This is a genomic window from Shewanella sp. K8, from assembly GCF_028823715.1.
GTDB classification, from domain to species: Bacteria; Pseudomonadota; Gammaproteobacteria; order Enterobacterales; family Shewanellaceae; genus Shewanella; species Shewanella algae.
Map to the genome: position 1 here is coordinate 26,413 of NZ_JAPEHY010000028.1, position 16,258 is coordinate 42,670.

Here is a 16,258-nt window from a genome sequence, read left to right on the forward strand (position 1 = left end):
CTATGATTACCCTGCTCGCTATCGCCCATAAAAAGCAAAGAAACGCCCCAATGGATTTATTGCCTTATGCCGAAGTCAGTTTGGCTCAAGGTGTAGAGGGCGACGTTTTCGGTAAACCGGGAAAGCGTCAGGTGACGCTGTTGTCTCAACAACAGTGGCAACAAGCCTGTGCTCAATTGCAGACAGAGCTTCCCTGGACGAGCCGCAGAGCCAACTTGCTGCTGGATGGTCTGGAGTTTGCACCTGAATTGGTGGGTAAATACCTGAAAATTGGTGAGCAACTGGTTCTTGAACTTACCGGAGAAACAGACCCCTGCGGCAAAATGGAGCGAGCACACCCTGGGTTGGAAGCAGCATTAACGCCTGCTTGGCGTGGTGGCTGTACCGCCAAAGTGATCAATCCGGGAAAAATCAGACCTCAGGACCCGGTTCAGTTACTCGATAGCTGGCCAAATCGCAACTTAGACTTATAAAAAATGTAAAACCAATTGATACAGTATTGAGGTTTTACTGTTAACAAATTTGTGAGATAACAGACAGTCGGTAACCGATAACTAAAATAAGGCCGCTGTCATGTTGAGACCTAAACTAACCCCTCTGTACACAGCTGTTTCATTGCTCTTTTCAGCTTCGGCATTCAGTGACGATCAAGCCCCCAAGTGGGATGTCAATGCCCCGCTGAACGCTCCTCTTGAACAAGCCAAAATTCAGGTATCTGAAGGTACCTGGATGAATCTGAGCCTGAGTCCAGATGGCAAATATCTGGTTTTTGATCTGCTGGGTGACATCTACAGAATTCCCGCTCAGGGCGGCGAAGCCAAACCTCTGGCACAAGGCATAGCCTGGCAGATGCAACCTGTCTACAGCCCAGATGGAAAATACATTGCCTTTACATCGGATCAAGATGGCGGCGACAACATCTGGGTAATGAATGCTGACGGCAGTAATCCGCGTCCGGTAACCAATGAAACATTCCGCCTACTCAACAGCCCGGCCTGGAGCCCAGACTCCCAGTATCTGGTGGCGCGAAAGCACTTCACAGCCAGTCGCAGTCTAGGAGCCGGGGAAGTCTGGCTTTATCATATTGCCGGTGGCGAAGGAGTTAAACTCACCGAGCGGCCAAATGATCAGAAAGATTTGGGTGAACCCGCCTATTCCCCTGACGGCCGATATATCTACTTCAGCCAAGATGCCACCCCAGGCAAGACCTTTCACTACTCCAAAGACTCGGTCAAAGGCATATACAAGATAAAGCGCTACGATACCCAAACCGGGGATATCGAAGTGCTTATCGAAGGCACAGGTGGTGCTATCAGGCCTACTCCGAGCCCGGATGGTAAACAGTTGGCCTATATCAAACGCGACGGTTTTCAGTCAACCTTATACCTGTTGGATCTGGCTTCCGGTAAAGAGCAAAAGCTCTATGGCAACCTTGACAGAGACATGCAGGAAACCTGGGCGATACACGGTGTCTATCCCACTATGGCCTGGAGTCCAGATAGTGCAGAGATCTATTTCTGGGCAAAAGGCAAAATCCACAAACTCGAATTGGCTTCCAAGCAAACGGCAGAGATCCCATTCAATGTCACCACAGAGCTTGCTGTGCAACCGGCGGTGCGCTTTAAGCAGGATATAGATCAGCAACAACTGGATGTCAAAATGCTGCGCATGGCTCAGGTGTCGCCAGATGGAACCAAAGTCATCTACGAAGCTCTGGGAAAAATCTGGATAAAACAGCTGCCGGACGGCAAACCGAAGCGCCTGACCCGTTTGGATGAACAGTTGGAAGAGTTATTCCCTCAATGGTCCCGTGACGGTAAGCGTGTGGTGTTTACCACATGGAATGATCAGCAACAAGGCAGCGTTAGAACCATCAGTGCCCGAGGAGGAAAAACCACAACACTTACCCAAGAGCCGGGGAAATATATCGAGCCCACCTTCTCTCCCGATGGCAAAAAGGTGGTGTTTCGTAAAATTGCGGGTGGCTATATTACCCCCAAAACCTGGAGTCAGGATCCCGGGCTCTACTTGGTTGACAGCAATGGTAAAGGACTAAAGAAACTCTCAGCTCAGGGCTTCCAACCACAGTTTGGTGCCGACAATAACAGAGTCTACTTTATGGAGAGTGGTGAAACGCCGCAGCTAGCCTCGATATCGCTTAGTGGTTTCGATAAGCGGGTACACTACACCAGCAAACACGCCACAGAATTCAGGGTATCTCCCGATGGTAAGCAACTCGCATTTGCCGAGCGTTTCCGGGTTTGGGTCACCCCCTTCGCCAAGCATGGTGAAACCGTTGATATCGGGCCTAAGGCGACTAATTTGCCGGTAACACAGCTCAGTACCCGCGCCGGTGAGAGTATCAGTTGGGGCGCCAACAGCGATCAACTCTATTGGACCCTTGGCCCAGAACTCTATCAAGTGAGCCTGAATAACGACTATCAAGAGAAGAATGCTAAGGACAAGGTCCAAGTTACTAAGATTGGTTTTCAGACAGAGATGGATGTTCCACGTGGAACAATCGCTTTCGTCGGCGGTAAGATCATCACAATGGAGAATGATAGGGTCATAGATAAGGGTGTGGTGCTGGTGAAAGATAACCATATCCAAGCCGTGGGTGAAGCCGACATGGAAATTCCGAATGATGCCATGCTAGTGGATATTTCAGGTAAGACACTGATGCCGGGTCTGTTTGACGCCCATGCCCATGGCGCTCAAGGTGAAAGCGAAATCATCCCCCAGCAGAACTGGCAGCTATATGCCGGCTTGGCCTTGGGGGTTACCAGCATCCATGATCCCTCCAATGACACTACAGAAATTTTTGCTGCCAGCGAGCAACAAAAAGCCGGAAAGATTGTTGGTCCGCGGATCTTCTCTACCGGCACCATACTCTATGGTGCCAACTTACCTGGCTACACCAGCCACATAGACTCATTGGATGATGCCAAATTCCACCTCGAACGACTTAAAAAAGTCGGCGCTTTCAGCGTCAAGAGCTATAACCAACCCAGACGCAATCAGCGTCAACAAGTCATAGCCGCTGCCAGAGAACTGGAGATGATGGTGGTTCCAGAGGGAGGAAGCCTGCTGCAGCATAATCTCACCATGATTGCCGATGGCCACACCACAGTGGAACATTCCCTGCCGGCTGCAGCAATCTACGACGACATTAAGCAGTTCTGGAGCCAAACCCAAGTGGGTTACACCCCCACCCTGGTAGTGGCCTATGGCGGCATTTCGGGTGAAAACTATTGGTACGACAAGACTGATGTCTGGGCTCATCCACGATTGTCAAAATATGTTCCAGCCGATCTGTTGCGGGCTCGCTCCATGAGAAGGCCTACCGCACCGGATGAACATTACAACCACTTCAATGTGGCCAGAGTCGCCAATGAGGTGAATCAATTGGGGATTCATCCCAACATTGGTGCCCATGGTCAGCGCGAAGGCTTGGCTGCTCATTGGGAGATGTGGATGTTTGCCCAGGGCGGTATGAGCAATATGGAAGTGCTGAAGACGGCAACGCTTTATCCCGCCAAGACCTTCGCTATGGACCATCAACTTGGTTCGATAACGCCGGGCAAATTAGCCGACCTTATTGTTATCGACGGTAACCCGCTAGAGGATATTAGGGTCACAGACAGGGTCACTCATACTATGGTCAATGGCAAACTCTATGATGCCGAAACCATGAATCAACTCAATGGTGATAAGAAGCAGCGCCAGCCCTTCTTCTTTGAAGAGATTTAAAAGGATTAAGCCCAACGTAAATACGGAAGGATGTTCCACGTGGAACATCCTTTTATTTTATAAGCAGTAGCAGTGCCAAAGATAACAGTAGGTAGCTAACAAGCGCCGGCAACAGGAAACGGATGAGTGTAGGCATGATGGCTTGTTTGCCAAAGCTGAGTCGCAGTAAAGTATCACCCACCCGAACGGCCCACAAGTTCACCAGCGCCAGAGTTGGCAATGTAAATAGCGCTCCAATAAACACACTAACGCCATCACTAAGCGTCAATAATCGACCCAAGGCAAATGCGATAAACATCCAGAATAACATGCACAATGGCAGATAGATTATCGTCGCAAAGGGCCCTGGCCCCGGACCAGAACTGAACAGTAGCAGCAAAAAACGGCGACGCCGGGAAAATTTAATCATGGGGATAACAACAGCAATCCAACAGATGATCGTTGACCATGCCTACAGCCTGCATAAAGGCATAGCAAATTGTCGGGCCACAGAAGTTAAACCCCAGTTTTTTCAGCGCCTTGGACATAGCCTCCGACTCTGGTGTTTGAGCCGGAACCTGAGTCAGGGTTTCAAAGCGATTCACTTTGGGTACCCCGCCGACAAAACCCCAAAGAAATTCTGAAAAATCATTACCTTGTTCCACAAATGCCAGATATGCCTTGGCGTTTCGAACTATGGAATTCACCTTAGCTCGATTGCGCACTATCCCTGGGTCTTGTAGCAATTCCTCTATCTTGGCTTGGTCGAACCCGGCAATGACTTGGGGATCAAACCCGGCAAAGGCGCGTTCATAGTTGGCCTGCTTTTTGAGAATGGTCAGCCACGACAAACCAGCCTGCTGACCATCGAGACAGAGCTTGGCAAACAGTTCTTTGGCATCGTAAACCGGCCTTCCCCATACCTTGTCGTGATATTCCTGATAGAGAGGATCATCAGTCACCCAGCCACAACGAACTATATCCATTACTCAAAATCCCTTAAATCGTTAAATCCGATAAAAAATAACCTACATAAGCCTATATCGACAAGGTATAATCGAAACCATTTTCTATTAATAGCTGACAGCAGTAGATATGACGACGAAACACGACGTGAAGACATTCCAGGGTTTTATCTTAACCCTGCAAGAATACTGGGCGCAGCAAGGTTGCGCCATAGTTCAACCCCTGGACATGGAGGTCGGTGCCGGCACCTTCCATCCACAAACCTTTTTGCGTTCATTGGGCCCAGAGCCGATGAGCAGCGCGTATGTCCAACCATCGCGCCGCCCTACCGATGGCCGCTATGGTGAAAACCCCAACCGTCTTCAGCACTACTATCAGTTTCAGGTCGTATTGAAACCTTCACCGGATAATATTCAGGAGTTGTACCTAGGCTCACTGCAAGCCCTGGGTGTAGACCCAAGTATCCATGATATCCGTTTCGTTGAAGACAACTGGGAATCACCTACCCTGGGTGCTTGGGGCCTGGGCTGGGAAGTTTGGCTCAACGGTATGGAAGTCAGCCAGTTCACCTATTTCCAACAGGTTGGTGGCCTCGAATGTAGCCCGGTAACCGGCGAAATCACCTATGGTCTAGAACGTCTTGCCATGTATATTCAAGGCGTAGACAGCGTCTATGATCTGGTGTGGACCGACGGCCCAATGGGAAGGATCACCTATGGTGACGTGTTCCACCAAAACGAAGTGGAGCAGTCGACCTACAACTTTGAACATGCCGATGTCGACTTCCTGTTCGGTCTGTTCGATCAGTGCGAAAAAACCTGTCAGCACCTGCTTTCACTGGAAAAACCTCTGCCTCTGCCCGCTTATGAGCAAGTGATGAAGGCCTCACACGCCTTCAATCTGCTCGATGCCCGTCACGCCATCTCTGTGACCGAGCGTCAGCGCTACATCCTGCGGGTGCGCACCATGGCCAAGGCGGTAGCCGAAGCTTATTACCAGGCGCGTGAAGCCCTGGGCTTCCCAATGTGCAAATGAGGTAGAACTAATGAATTTTGACAACTTACTCATAGAGATAGGTACCGAAGAGCTGCCACCAAAAGCTTTGCGCACTCTGGCAGAGTCTTTTGTAAACAACTTCTGCGAAGAGCTGGACAAGGCCGAACTCAGCTATAGCAAGGCACACTGGTATGCCGCTCCGCGCCGTTTGGCGCTCTACATAGAGCAACTGGCCCTGGCACAACAGGATAAAGTGGTTGAGAAAAGAGGCCCAGCGGTCAGCTCGGCCTTTGATGCCGACGGCAAGCCAACCAAGGCCGCCGAAGGCTGGGCCCGCGGCAATGGTATCAGCGTTGCCGAAGCCGAGCGTCTGGTGACAGACAAGGGGGAATGGCTGCTGCACCGCGCCAAGGTTGAAGGTGTGACCACTGAAAGCCTGATCCCGGCCATGGCCCAGCGCGCCCTGGATAAGCTGCCTATCCCCAAGCCTATGCGCTGGGGCAGCAACAAGACTCAATTTATTCGCCCCGTGCATACAGTTACCATGTTGTTGGGTGACAAGCTGGTTGCCGGTGAGCTGTTGGGTATCACCTCCGCACGTACCATTCGTGGTCACCGCTTTATGGGCGAAGCCAGCTTCGAGCTGGATCATGCCGACAACTACCTCAGCAGCTTGAAAGAGCGCGGCAAGGTGATTGCCGACTATCAGGCCAGAATGGATATCATCAAGACAGACGCCGAAAAAGCCGCTGCCGAGTTGGGTGGCCGTGCCGATATCGCCGACGAACTGCTTGAAGAAGTCGCCTCCTTGGTTGAATGGCCTGTGGTACTGACAGCGGCTTTCGAAGAGAAGTTTTTGCAGGTGCCCGCCGAGGCTCTGGTCTACACAATGAAAGGCGATCAGAAATACTTCCCGGTATTTGATGGCAACAATAAGCTGATGCCCAACTTCATCTTTGTGACCAATATTGAGTCCAAAGATCCGGCGCAAATCATAGCCGGGAATGAGAAAGTTGTCCGCCCTCGCCTGGCCGATGCCGAATTCTTCTTTAACACAGATAAAAAGCAATCACTCGAGTCCCGCATTGCCAGCCTGGAAACCGTGGTATTCCAGAAGCAATTGGGCACCCTTAAAGACAGAGTGGAGCGCATCTCCTGTGTGGCCGAAGCCATTGCGGCCAAAATCGATGCCAACCAAGCCGATGCCAAGCGGGCCGGTCTGTTGTCCAAGGCCGATTTGATGACCAATATGGTTATGGAATTTACCGACACCCAAGGCACCATGGGTATGCATTACGCGCGCCTCGAAGGGGAAACCGAAGCCGTTGCACTGGCATTGGAAGAACAGTACAAGCCCAAGTTCTCCGGTGATACTGTGCCTACAGCGCCGGTATCCTGCGCCGTTGCACTGGCAGAGAAGCTGGATACCCTGACCGGGATATTCGGTATCGGCCAGGCTCCTAAAGGCGCTGCCGACCCCTTTGCCCTGCGCCGCGCGGCCATAGGTGTACTGAGGATCATTGTTGAGAACAAACTGCCACTGGATCTGGTCGAACTGATTGGCTGCGCCATTAAGGCTCACGGCAGCAACCTCAGCAATCAGCACTGCGCCGAAGAGGTGCTGGAATTTCTGATGGGCCGTTTCCGCGCCTGGTATCAGGATAAAGGCATCAGTACCGATGTGATTCTGGCGGTTCTGGCCCGTCGGCCGACTCGTCCGGCCGACTTTGACAGCCGTATCCAGGCCGTCAGCCATTTCCGCAGCCTGGAGCAAGCCGCCTCTCTGGCCGCAGCCAACAAGCGGGTTTCCAATATTCTCGCCAAGGTTGAAGGTGAATTACCAAGCGAAGTCGATACTGCCCTGCTGCAGGAAGATGCCGAGAAGGCCCTGAATCAAGTTCTGAGCTTACTTCAGCCACAACTTGAGCCCTTGTTTGCCAAAGGGGAATATCAACAGGGATTGACCCTGCTATCGACGCTGAAAGAGCCGGTAGATACCTTCTTTGAAGATGTGATGGTAATGGCCGACGATGAGGCGCTGCGCCGCAATCGTCTGGCACTGCTGAACCAGCTGCGGAATCAGTTCCTGCGAGTGGCCGATATATCACTGTTGCAGTGATGGCAGTTGCAGTGATGCCAAACAGCTAAAAAACGCGCCGAAAGGCGCGTTTTTTCATTTTATTTCAAGCAGTTTCTGATGCCACTGTTCAAACATTTCCCGGCTGATATTGGCTTCCTTCAACAAGGCATCCAGCAATTCCGGGGGAAACTTATCCTCTTCCACCAGCATAGAGCATTCACTGATCAGATTGGCTTGCCAAATCAGCTGGCTTAAACGATTTTCCGGCTTGGCACCGACATTGGCCAGAGGTTGCAGTACAATCTCAAATGCCTTGGGTAACTGCCAGCAACTCACCAGCAGGCTACTCAATGACAAGGAGCGCGCCGTCATCACCTGACGGAACAGCCAGGACTTGGGCTGCTCGCCAGGGTCGGCCTGATTGAAAGCATCGAGCAACAGCTTGAAGATGGCTATCTTGCCAACATCGTGCAGCAGCCCCACCATAAAAGCTGTATCCGGTTCTTCGGTTTCCAGCTCTCCGGCCAGGAAAGCCACCTGTAGTGAATGGCGCCACAAATGGGCCCCAAAACGGCGAAAGTAGATGGGTTTGATATCTATCATCTCTTTCATCATGCAGGTAGTCACTATCCGTCTTAGTCTGTTGCTGCCCAGTTGAACCAGAGCCTGCTGGAGACTGGTTATCTGCCGCTCGCTGCGGCGAAAAGCCGCCGAGTTACAGATGCGGATCACCTCGGCACTCAATACGGGATCTTGCTGAATCAGTACCACTATATCCTGACTATCAAATTCTGGATCGCTGAGTTTGTTGTCCAGCTCCAGTATACGACCAGGGATCTGCAGTACAGAATCGGCAATCTGCTGCGGTGAGGCCAGTGCCTGCTCAATGTCGCTCATGACTCGCTTTTCGAGTTTATTGGCAACGCCACCGCTATTCTGGCTGCTGACGGAGAACAGTAAACTGTAAAACAGTGCAGTAGCATCGACGGCAGCCACCAGTTCGTCAGCCTCAGTCTCCCGCGAGCGGCTCAAGATTTGCTGCTCATGCTGAATATTGGGCGGAGCTTCGTTGAAGCTTTTTGGCCGCTCTACTTCAACGTTTTCCCTGACATTAAACAGTTTCCTGAAGATTCCTATCACTTGATTTCCTGCGCAATTATTCCACCCCAGATGGTTCAGTATAATCGCTATTTCCTAAAGTTAACGCGGTAAACACCCAATAAAAAAGGAAGGCCTGAGGCCTTCCTTTTAAAGACAACGAGCTGTTTGATTAAACGTCGAGGTTAGCCACGTTGAGCGCGTTGGCTTCGATAAAGTCACGTCTTGGCTCAACCTGATCGCCCATCAGAGTGGTAAACAGCTGATCGGCAGCTATCGCATCTTCAATGGTGACCTGCAACATGCGGCGGCTCTCGGGATCCATGGTGGTTTCCCATAGCTGCTCGGGGTTCATTTCACCCAGTCCTTTATAGCGCTGAATATAAAGGCCGCGCTTGGACTCAGCAATCAGCCAGTCAAGTGCTTCAACAAAACTGCTGACCTCTTTGACCCGCTCACCGCGTTTAACATAGCCGCCGTCTTCAATCAGATCACAGATCTGCTCACCCAGCTTGGCGATACGCTCATAATCGCTGGAATGGAAGAAGTCATAACCAAACAGATAATGGGTATCTATACCGTGTTTGCGCACAATGAGCTGCGGCAGATACACCTTACGCTCTGGATCCAGCACGGTTTCCATCTTGTAGATAACGCCGCCATTCTCTTCATCTTCAAGATCCTGCAGCAGGCCTTTGCACCAAGTGGCCATAGCGGCCTCATCGGCCAGCATTTCGGCGGTCACCCGTGGACGATACAGCATGCGGTTGGTCACATTGGTTGGGTAACGCTTTTCCAAACGCTCAATAATGGCTTCCACTTCGCGATACTGATTAACCAGACGCTCGAGGCCTTCACCTGACATGGCCGGAGCATCCTTGGACGGATAGATGCAGCCGCCATCAAGAGCCTGAGTGGTCAAGTATTCAGTCAATGCCGGCTCATCTTTTAGATACTGCTCCTGCTTGCCTTTTTTCACTTTGAACAAAGGAGGCTGGGCAATATAAACAAAGCCACGCTCAATCAGCTCAGGCATCTGACGGAAGAAGAAGGTCAACAGCAGCGTACGAATGTGCGAGCCGTCGACGTCAGCATCCGTCATGATGATGATGTAGTGGTAACGGGTTTTTTCCGGATCATATTCATCACGGCCGATACCGCAGCCAAGGGCAGTGATAAGAGTCGCCACTTCCTGAGAAGACAGCATCTTGTCGAAGCGGGCCTTCTCTACGTTAAGAATTTTACCCTTGAGTGGCAAAATAGCCTGGTTCTTTCTGTTTCGGCCCTGTTTGGCACTACCGCCGGCCGAATCACCCTCCACTATGTAGATTTCAGAAAGACCAGGGTCTTTTTCCTGACAGTCCGCCAATTTACCCGGTAAACCACCCAAATCCAGGGCACCTTTACGACGGGTCATCTCGCGGGCTTTACGGGCCGCTTCACGGGCGCGGGCAGCGTCGATAATCTTGCCAACAATCATCTTGGCATCGGCTGGGTTTTCCAGCAGATAGTCATTCAGCTTCTCACCCATGGTCTGTTCCACGGCGCCTTTGACCTCACTGGAAACCAGCTTGTCTTTGGTTTGGGAGCTGAACTTGGGGTCAGGAACCTTCACAGAAACCACAGCTGTCAGGCCTTCACGGGCGTCATCACCTGTGGCGTTGGTCTTGCCCTTCTTGTTGAAGCCCTCATTCTCCATGTAGTTGTTCAGGTTACGGGTCAATGCCGCCCGGAAACCTGCCAGGTGAGTACCACCATCACGCTGGGGAATGTTGTTGGTAAAACAGAAAATGCTTTCCTGGAAACCGTCATTCCACTGCATGGCTACTTCAACAGTGATGCCATCTTCCCGCTCTTGGGAGAAGTGGAATACATCCTTATTCACCGGAGTCTTGTTACGGTTCAGGTACTCTACGAAGGCCTTGATACCGCCCTCATAGTGGAAAAACTCATCTTTGTTGTCGCGCTCGTCAATAAGACGGATACCCACGCCTGAGTTCAGGAATGAAAGCTCGCGAATACGTTTGGCCAGCAGCTCATAGTGAAACTCGGTATCAGTAAAGGTTTCATGGCTGGGCCAGAAACGAATTTCAGTACCTGTCTTGGTTGCTTCACCGATTTCCTTGATAGGCTCTTGCGGCTCACCGTGCTTGTAGAACTGCTCATAAACCTTGCCATCGCGGCGAATGGTCAACTGCAGCTTTTCCGACAGGGCGTTAACCACTGACACACCCACACCGTGCAAACCACCGGAAACTTTATAGGAGTTGTCGTCGAACTTACCGCCGGCGTGCAGCACTGTCATAATAACCTGAGCAGCCGATACCCCTTCTTCAGGGTGAATGGCGACCGGAATACCACGACCATCATCTTTGACAGATACAGAGCCATCAACATGGATGGTGATCACTATGTCACTGCAGTGGCCCGCCAAAGCTTCATCGATAGAGTTATCGACGACTTCGAATACCATGTGATGCAGACCCGTGCCATCGTCGGTATCACCAATATACATCCCAGGTCTTTTACGTACCGCATCAAGGCCCTTAAGGACCTTGATACTCGAAGAATCGTAACTGTTCTCTGACATATTATTCTCTCATCGGTTATTCAATGACCGTTACCCGCCCCTGTTCCACCTGAAAAATCCGGCTTGGGGGCGTGCTTAATGAATCTGATATTGCTGCCGGGTCAATCGCAGTGACAAACACTTGCGCCCCGGTTTCGCTCAACTGCCGCAGCAATAACTTCCTGTGTTTCGCATCCAACTCTGACGGCAGATCGTCGACCAGATAGATACTATTCTTATCTATTTGTTGTTTAAGCAACTTTCCTTGTGCTATTCGCAGTGCACACACCAACAACTTCAGCTGACCACGGGACAAAGCATCCTGAGCGGGTAGATTACCCACTCTGAGTCTCAAGTCGGCTTTATGGGGGCCACTGACGGTGTGCCCCATGGATAGATCCCGGGAATAAGACGCCTGTAACAGGGTCGAAAACTCAGTTTTACTATCCCAACCACGGGTAAAGGAAACCTTGATATCAACCTGTGGTAAAAACTCCCCGATTATACCCTTAAGTAGCTCATTTAACGAGTCTACATATGCCTTTCGTATCTCGGTGACCAACTCGGTATAACGGATAAAATCCCGGTCCCAGTATGCGATTTGCTGGTAGGCTGCACCGTCCTTAAGTAATTGATTACGTTGCTTGAGGATCCGCCTTACATTGACCCAGGCCTGATAAAACTGGGGATCGCAATGAAACGCGCCCCAATCGATAAACTGGCGCCTGGCCTTGGGGCCTTCAAACAACAGTGAAAAGCTCTCTGGGGTTATCACCTGAATAGGCAGGGTGTCGGCCAGCACAGACAGGCGTTTTATCTTCTCGCCATCCATTCTGACCTCGGTTTCGCCACTGCGAAACCGCCGCAGCCCCAACTTACTGTCACCGGAGGGCAGGCTCAAATTGGCAAACAGGGTCAACTGATCCTGTTGGTTATTGATCACCCTCTGAGACAGATGACTGCGAAACGAGCGCCCCATCCCCAGAAAGTAAATCGCCTCCAGGACACTGGTTTTGCCACTGCCATTTTGGCCGTAAATAAGATTCAGCCCAGTGCCGGGGAGCAGTTGGGCTGAATCGATATTACGAAAAGCTTGGATATTGAGACGAGTTAGACTCATTTATGGCCCAAAGTCGCCCCTAGAGGCGCATCGGCATCACCACGTACATGGAGTCTTCCTCGACGTGGTTTTCAATCAAAGCACTGGAGTTACCGTCACTGAGGGTGATCCTCACTTCATCGGCCTTGAGACCATTGAGCACATCCAGCAGATAAGAGACGTTGAAGCCGATTTCGAGCGGCTGACCGGCGTAATCCACATCGATGATCTCTTCGGCTTCTTCCTGCTCCGGGTTATTGGCGGTGATCTTGAGCAGCGCATTTTCCAGCTGCACCCTGACACCACGGAATTTCTCATTGGACAGAATAGAAGCCCGCAATAGTGCTTGCTTAAGCTGATTGCGACTGGCCAGCACTATCTTGTCGCCGCCTTTGGGCAATACCCGGCGATAATCCGGGAAGCGACCATCCACCAGCTTACTGGTGAACACGGCGCTGGCTGTGGTAGCACGAATGGCGTTATCACCAATGGCAATATGGATATCCTGATCTTCACTGTCCAGTAGGCGAGCCAGCTCCATCACCCCTTTACGAGGCACGATCACCTGATTTTCCGGCAAAGAGGCTGCTATTTCTCTGTGACTCAGAGCTAAGCGGTGGCCGTCTGTTGCAATGGCGCGCAGTACATTACCCTCGGTTTCCAGCAGCAAACCGTTGAGATAGTAACGCACATCCTGGTTAGCCATGGAAAACTGAGTAGCATCTATCAGTGACTTGAGTGTGCCCTGCTTGAGGTTAAATTCGATGGCGGGCTGGAAACTCTCGACATTGGGGTATTCTTCCGCCGGTAGCGTCGCCAACGAGAAACGGCTGCGACCGCTGCGAAGCAGCCACTTGTTTTCCTGCTGTTCGATTTTGATTTCGCTCTGCTCAGGCAGTGACTTGACGATATCGAGCAGTTTCTTGGCCGGCACTGTGGTGCGACCTTCCTGCACTTCGCCACTGACCTCGGCACTGCCGACCAATTCCACCTCAAGATCTGTACCCGTCATCTTGAGTGAGTAATTACTTACTTCCACCAGGAGGTTTGCCAAAATGGGCAAGTTATGGCGTCTTTCCACCGCGCCACTGACCAACTGGAGCGGCTTTAATAGGGCATCCCTATCGATCGAAAATTTCATGGTCCTGTTCCCTGATTAAGAAGATAAGGTTCTAATCAAGTTGGCATAATCTTCTTTAATGTCGTGACTCTCTTCCCGCAGCTGTGCAATCTTGCGGCAGGCATGCAACACAGTTGTATGGTCACGACCACCAAAAGCATCCCCTATCTCAGGTAAGCTCTGATTGGTTAATTCTTTAGATAACGCCATGGCCATCTGCCTCGGTCTCGCCACACTGCGGGAACGGCGCTTGGACAGCATATCGGCCATCTTGATCTTGTAGTATTCAGCCACTGTTTTCTGAATGTTGTCTATAGTGACTAATTTTTCCTGCAGAGCCAAGAGGTCACGCAAGGCTTCGCGCACAAAATCAATGGTTATTGGCCGACCGGTAAAGTTGGCATTGGCGATAACCCGGTTCAATGCCCCTTCCAGTTCACGCACGTTGGAGCGCAAACGCTTGGCGATGAAGAAGGCCACTTCATCCGGCAAATTGATCCCACTCTCCTGCGCCTTGCGCATCAAAATGGCGACCCGGGTTTCCAGCTCAGGCGGCTCGATGGCCACGGTAAGACCCCAGCCAAAGCGCGACTTGAGCCGATCTTCCACGCCGTCGATCTCTTTCGGATAACGATCCGATGTCAAAATGATCTGGTGATTGCCCTCAAGCAAGGCATTAAAGGTGTGGAAAAACTCTTCCTGGGATCTGTCTTTATTGGCAAAGAACTGAATGTCATCGATAAACAGGGCATCTACACTACGGTAGTAACGCTTGAAGTCTTCGATAGCATTGTTCTGCAACGCCTTGACCATGTCCTGCACAAAACGCTCTGAGTGCATATAGACCACTTTGGCATTGGGATTATTCTTAATAATGCCGTTGCCTACGGCGTGCAGTAGGTGAGTCTTACCCAGACCGGTACCGCCATATAGAAACAGAGGGTTATAGGCACCACCCGGGTTTTCAGCCACCTGCAATGCGGCCGCCTTACCCAGTTGGTTGGACTTACCTTCAACAAAGTTGTCGAATTGGTAAGTGGGGTTAATATTGCTGCGATAGCTGTGGTTTACGGCCGGTTCAGCGGCAGTATTAAAGGTTGCACCTTTACCGGCCGCACTCTTGGGGGCACTGACAGAGGCCTTGGTCGCAGTTGGGGTCTGAACTTGGGGCTTGGCCGACGGACGACTACCGATATCAAACCTGAGTTTTGGCGCATCATTGCCCAAATGCTCAGTAAAAAACTGATTGATAATGTTGAGATATTTATCCCGAACCCAATCAAGCACGAACCGGTTTGGTGCATAGATCACCAGGGTATCCCCATCCATTTCGGCCTGTAACGGTCTGATCCACATACTGAATTGTTGAGCAGAAAGCTCATCTTGCAGTCGTCCGATACATTGTTGCCAAAGTGAAACCGCCACTTACTTATCCCCAAAAGATCGCCTCGAAAGGAGGGTATTCTATAGTGAGATCTGAATAATCGCTATCCTTTAAGTGTAATTATCCCCAGCCGGATCCCAATCATCAGATCCACCGGATCCGGATCGATCCACCAAGATCCACTATTTGGTGAAGCGGTTAAAATCCCGCTTTATAAAGCGATCCACCCTGATCTATAATCAGCGACCGCCGATCTGCCAAGAGATCAATGGATCCACAAGATGTAGTGTCCGTACACAGAGTTATCCACATCCTGTGGTGAACTCTGCTCTACAGATCGCGAAAATGCCGAGATAAATTACCTTGAGAAGGGCTGCGCGTGTTGACTGCTCTGACTAAAGTGATTACAATTCGGCCTCTTTTTTGCCCTTACCTCGTACGAGAGATAAGGTAAATTCACTAACAAAGACGGATTGCCATCATGAGTAAACGTACTTTTCAACCTAGCAACCTGAAGCGCAAGCGTTCTCACGGCTTCCGCGCTCGTATGGCTACAGCGAACGGCCGTAAGGTACTGGCTCGTCGCCGTGCCAAAGGTCGCGCTCGTCTGTCTGCTTAATTGCGAGTAGACAACTAGGTGACTCGTTACACCTTTACGCGGGAGTTACGCTTGCTAACTCCCGCGCAATTCAAAACTGTATTTACCAATCCCATTAAAGCCTCCTCAGCTGAAATAACCCTGCTTGCTGTACCCAATGAGATGCAACATCCGCGTCTTGGACTTACTGTGGCCAAACGCCATGTAAAGAGAGCCAATCAACGCAATCGCATCAAGCGGGTGATCCGAGATAGCTTCCGCCTTAATCAACATGATTTACCTCCACTGGACATAGTGGTGCTGGTTCGCGGCGGTGTGCTGGATATGGATAATGAACAGCTCAGAAAGCTGGTAGAAAAGTTATGGCGCAAACTCAGTCGCCGTTTCAATGGCTGATAATCAAGGCTATCAGAGCCTATCAACTCCTTATCAGCCCACTGCTGGGGCCTCGCTGTCGCTTTAATCCAACCTGCTCTCACTACGCCATAGAAGCTGTGCGAGTGCACGGAACGATTAAAGGGAGTTGGTTTGCAATCAAACGCATATTAAAATGTCACCCTTTACATCCGGGCGGCAGTGATCCCGTCCCCCCTAAAAATGACAGGTGTAATAAATAGGC

Annotated in this window: 13 protein-coding genes; 7 read left to right on the plus strand and 6 right to left on the minus strand. The window is 51.0% G+C overall.

What is annotated here, in order from left to right:
* The first annotated feature begins 2 nt into the window (after nucleotides 1-2).
* Complete coding sequence (locus ON072_RS15010) at nucleotides 3-473, plus strand: MOSC domain-containing protein (RefSeq protein WP_115389544.1); 471 nt, start codon at nucleotides 3-5, stop codon at nucleotides 471-473.
* A 100-nt stretch (nucleotides 474-573) separates the two neighbouring features.
* A complete protein-coding gene (locus ON072_RS15015; protein ID WP_144380354.1) occupies nucleotides 574-3,750 on the plus strand; it encodes an amidohydrolase family protein in 3,177 nt (1,058 codons plus the stop codon).
* A gap of 401 nt (nucleotides 3,751-4,151) precedes the next feature.
* Here ON072_RS15015 and ON072_RS15020 read toward each other — a convergent pair whose 3' ends face one another.
* Nucleotides 4,152-4,715: a DNA-3-methyladenine glycosylase I gene (locus tag ON072_RS15020; protein ID WP_025011835.1), complete on the minus strand. Its 564-nt coding sequence runs from the start codon at nucleotides 4,713-4,715 to the stop codon at nucleotides 4,152-4,154.
* A 109-nt stretch (nucleotides 4,716-4,824) separates the two neighbouring features.
* Between ON072_RS15020 and glyQ the strand changes: the two genes are divergently transcribed.
* Nucleotides 4,825-5,730: a glycine--tRNA ligase subunit alpha gene (gene glyQ, locus ON072_RS15025; RefSeq protein WP_028780936.1), complete on the plus strand. Its 906-nt coding sequence runs from the start codon at nucleotides 4,825-4,827 to the stop codon at nucleotides 5,728-5,730.
* A gap of 10 nt (nucleotides 5,731-5,740) precedes the next feature.
* The gene (gene glyS / locus ON072_RS15030; RefSeq protein ID WP_261753214.1) at nucleotides 5,741-7,810 is read left to right on the plus strand and encodes a glycine--tRNA ligase subunit beta; all 2,070 of its coding nucleotides are present in this window, start codon (nucleotides 5,741-5,743) and stop codon (nucleotides 7,808-7,810) included.
* A 54-nt stretch (nucleotides 7,811-7,864) separates the two neighbouring features.
* On the opposite strand, the gene ON072_RS15035 is transcribed toward glyS, so the two are convergent.
* From ON072_RS15035 to dnaA, 5 genes are all read right to left on the minus strand, one after another.
* Complete coding sequence (locus ON072_RS15035; protein WP_109248284.1) at nucleotides 7,865-8,908, minus strand: HDOD domain-containing protein; 1,044 nt, start codon at nucleotides 8,906-8,908, stop codon at nucleotides 7,865-7,867.
* A 133-nt stretch (nucleotides 8,909-9,041) separates the two neighbouring features.
* Nucleotides 9,042-11,459 (minus strand): DNA topoisomerase (ATP-hydrolyzing) subunit B, encoded by a 2,418-nt coding sequence (gene gyrB / locus ON072_RS15040; RefSeq protein ID WP_208142333.1) that lies wholly within the window; start codon nucleotides 11,457-11,459, stop codon nucleotides 9,042-9,044.
* A 16-nt stretch (nucleotides 11,460-11,475) separates the two neighbouring features.
* Nucleotides 11,476-12,558 (minus strand): DNA replication/repair protein RecF, encoded by a 1,083-nt coding sequence (recF, locus tag ON072_RS15045; protein WP_062793861.1) that lies wholly within the window; start codon nucleotides 12,556-12,558, stop codon nucleotides 11,476-11,478.
* 19 nt (nucleotides 12,559-12,577) lie between these two features.
* On the minus strand, nucleotides 12,578-13,678 hold the full coding sequence (gene dnaN, locus ON072_RS15050) for a DNA polymerase III subunit beta (protein WP_274626087.1): 1,101 nt from the start codon (nucleotides 13,676-13,678) through the stop codon (nucleotides 12,578-12,580).
* A gap of 15 nt (nucleotides 13,679-13,693) precedes the next feature.
* Nucleotides 13,694-15,082, minus strand: coding sequence for a chromosomal replication initiator protein DnaA (dnaA, locus tag ON072_RS15055; RefSeq protein WP_025011718.1), 1,389 nt, complete (start codon nucleotides 15,080-15,082; stop codon nucleotides 13,694-13,696).
* 440 nt (nucleotides 15,083-15,522) lie between these two features.
* On the opposite strand from dnaA, the gene rpmH reads away from it, so the two are divergent.
* The 3 genes from rpmH to yidD are packed head-to-tail and all read left to right on the plus strand — an operon-like array spanning nucleotide 15,523 to nucleotide 16,256.
* Nucleotides 15,523-15,660 carry a 50S ribosomal protein L34 gene (rpmH, locus tag ON072_RS15060; RefSeq protein ID WP_011758135.1) on the plus strand — a complete coding sequence of 46 codons (138 nt, stop codon included), beginning with the start codon at nucleotides 15,523-15,525 and terminating at the stop codon, nucleotides 15,658-15,660.
* Nucleotides 15,661-15,678: 18 nt separating this feature from the next.
* On the plus strand, nucleotides 15,679-16,035 hold the full coding sequence (rnpA, locus tag ON072_RS15065) for a ribonuclease P protein component (protein WP_025889662.1): 357 nt from the start codon (nucleotides 15,679-15,681) through the stop codon (nucleotides 16,033-16,035).
* Nucleotides 16,002-16,256, plus strand: a complete 255-nt coding sequence (gene yidD, locus ON072_RS15070) for a membrane protein insertion efficiency factor YidD (RefSeq protein WP_081737191.1) — start codon at nucleotides 16,002-16,004, stop codon at nucleotides 16,254-16,256. The genes rnpA and yidD overlap by 34 nt, the downstream gene beginning before the upstream one ends.
* Nucleotides 16,257-16,258 lie beyond the last annotated feature (2 nt).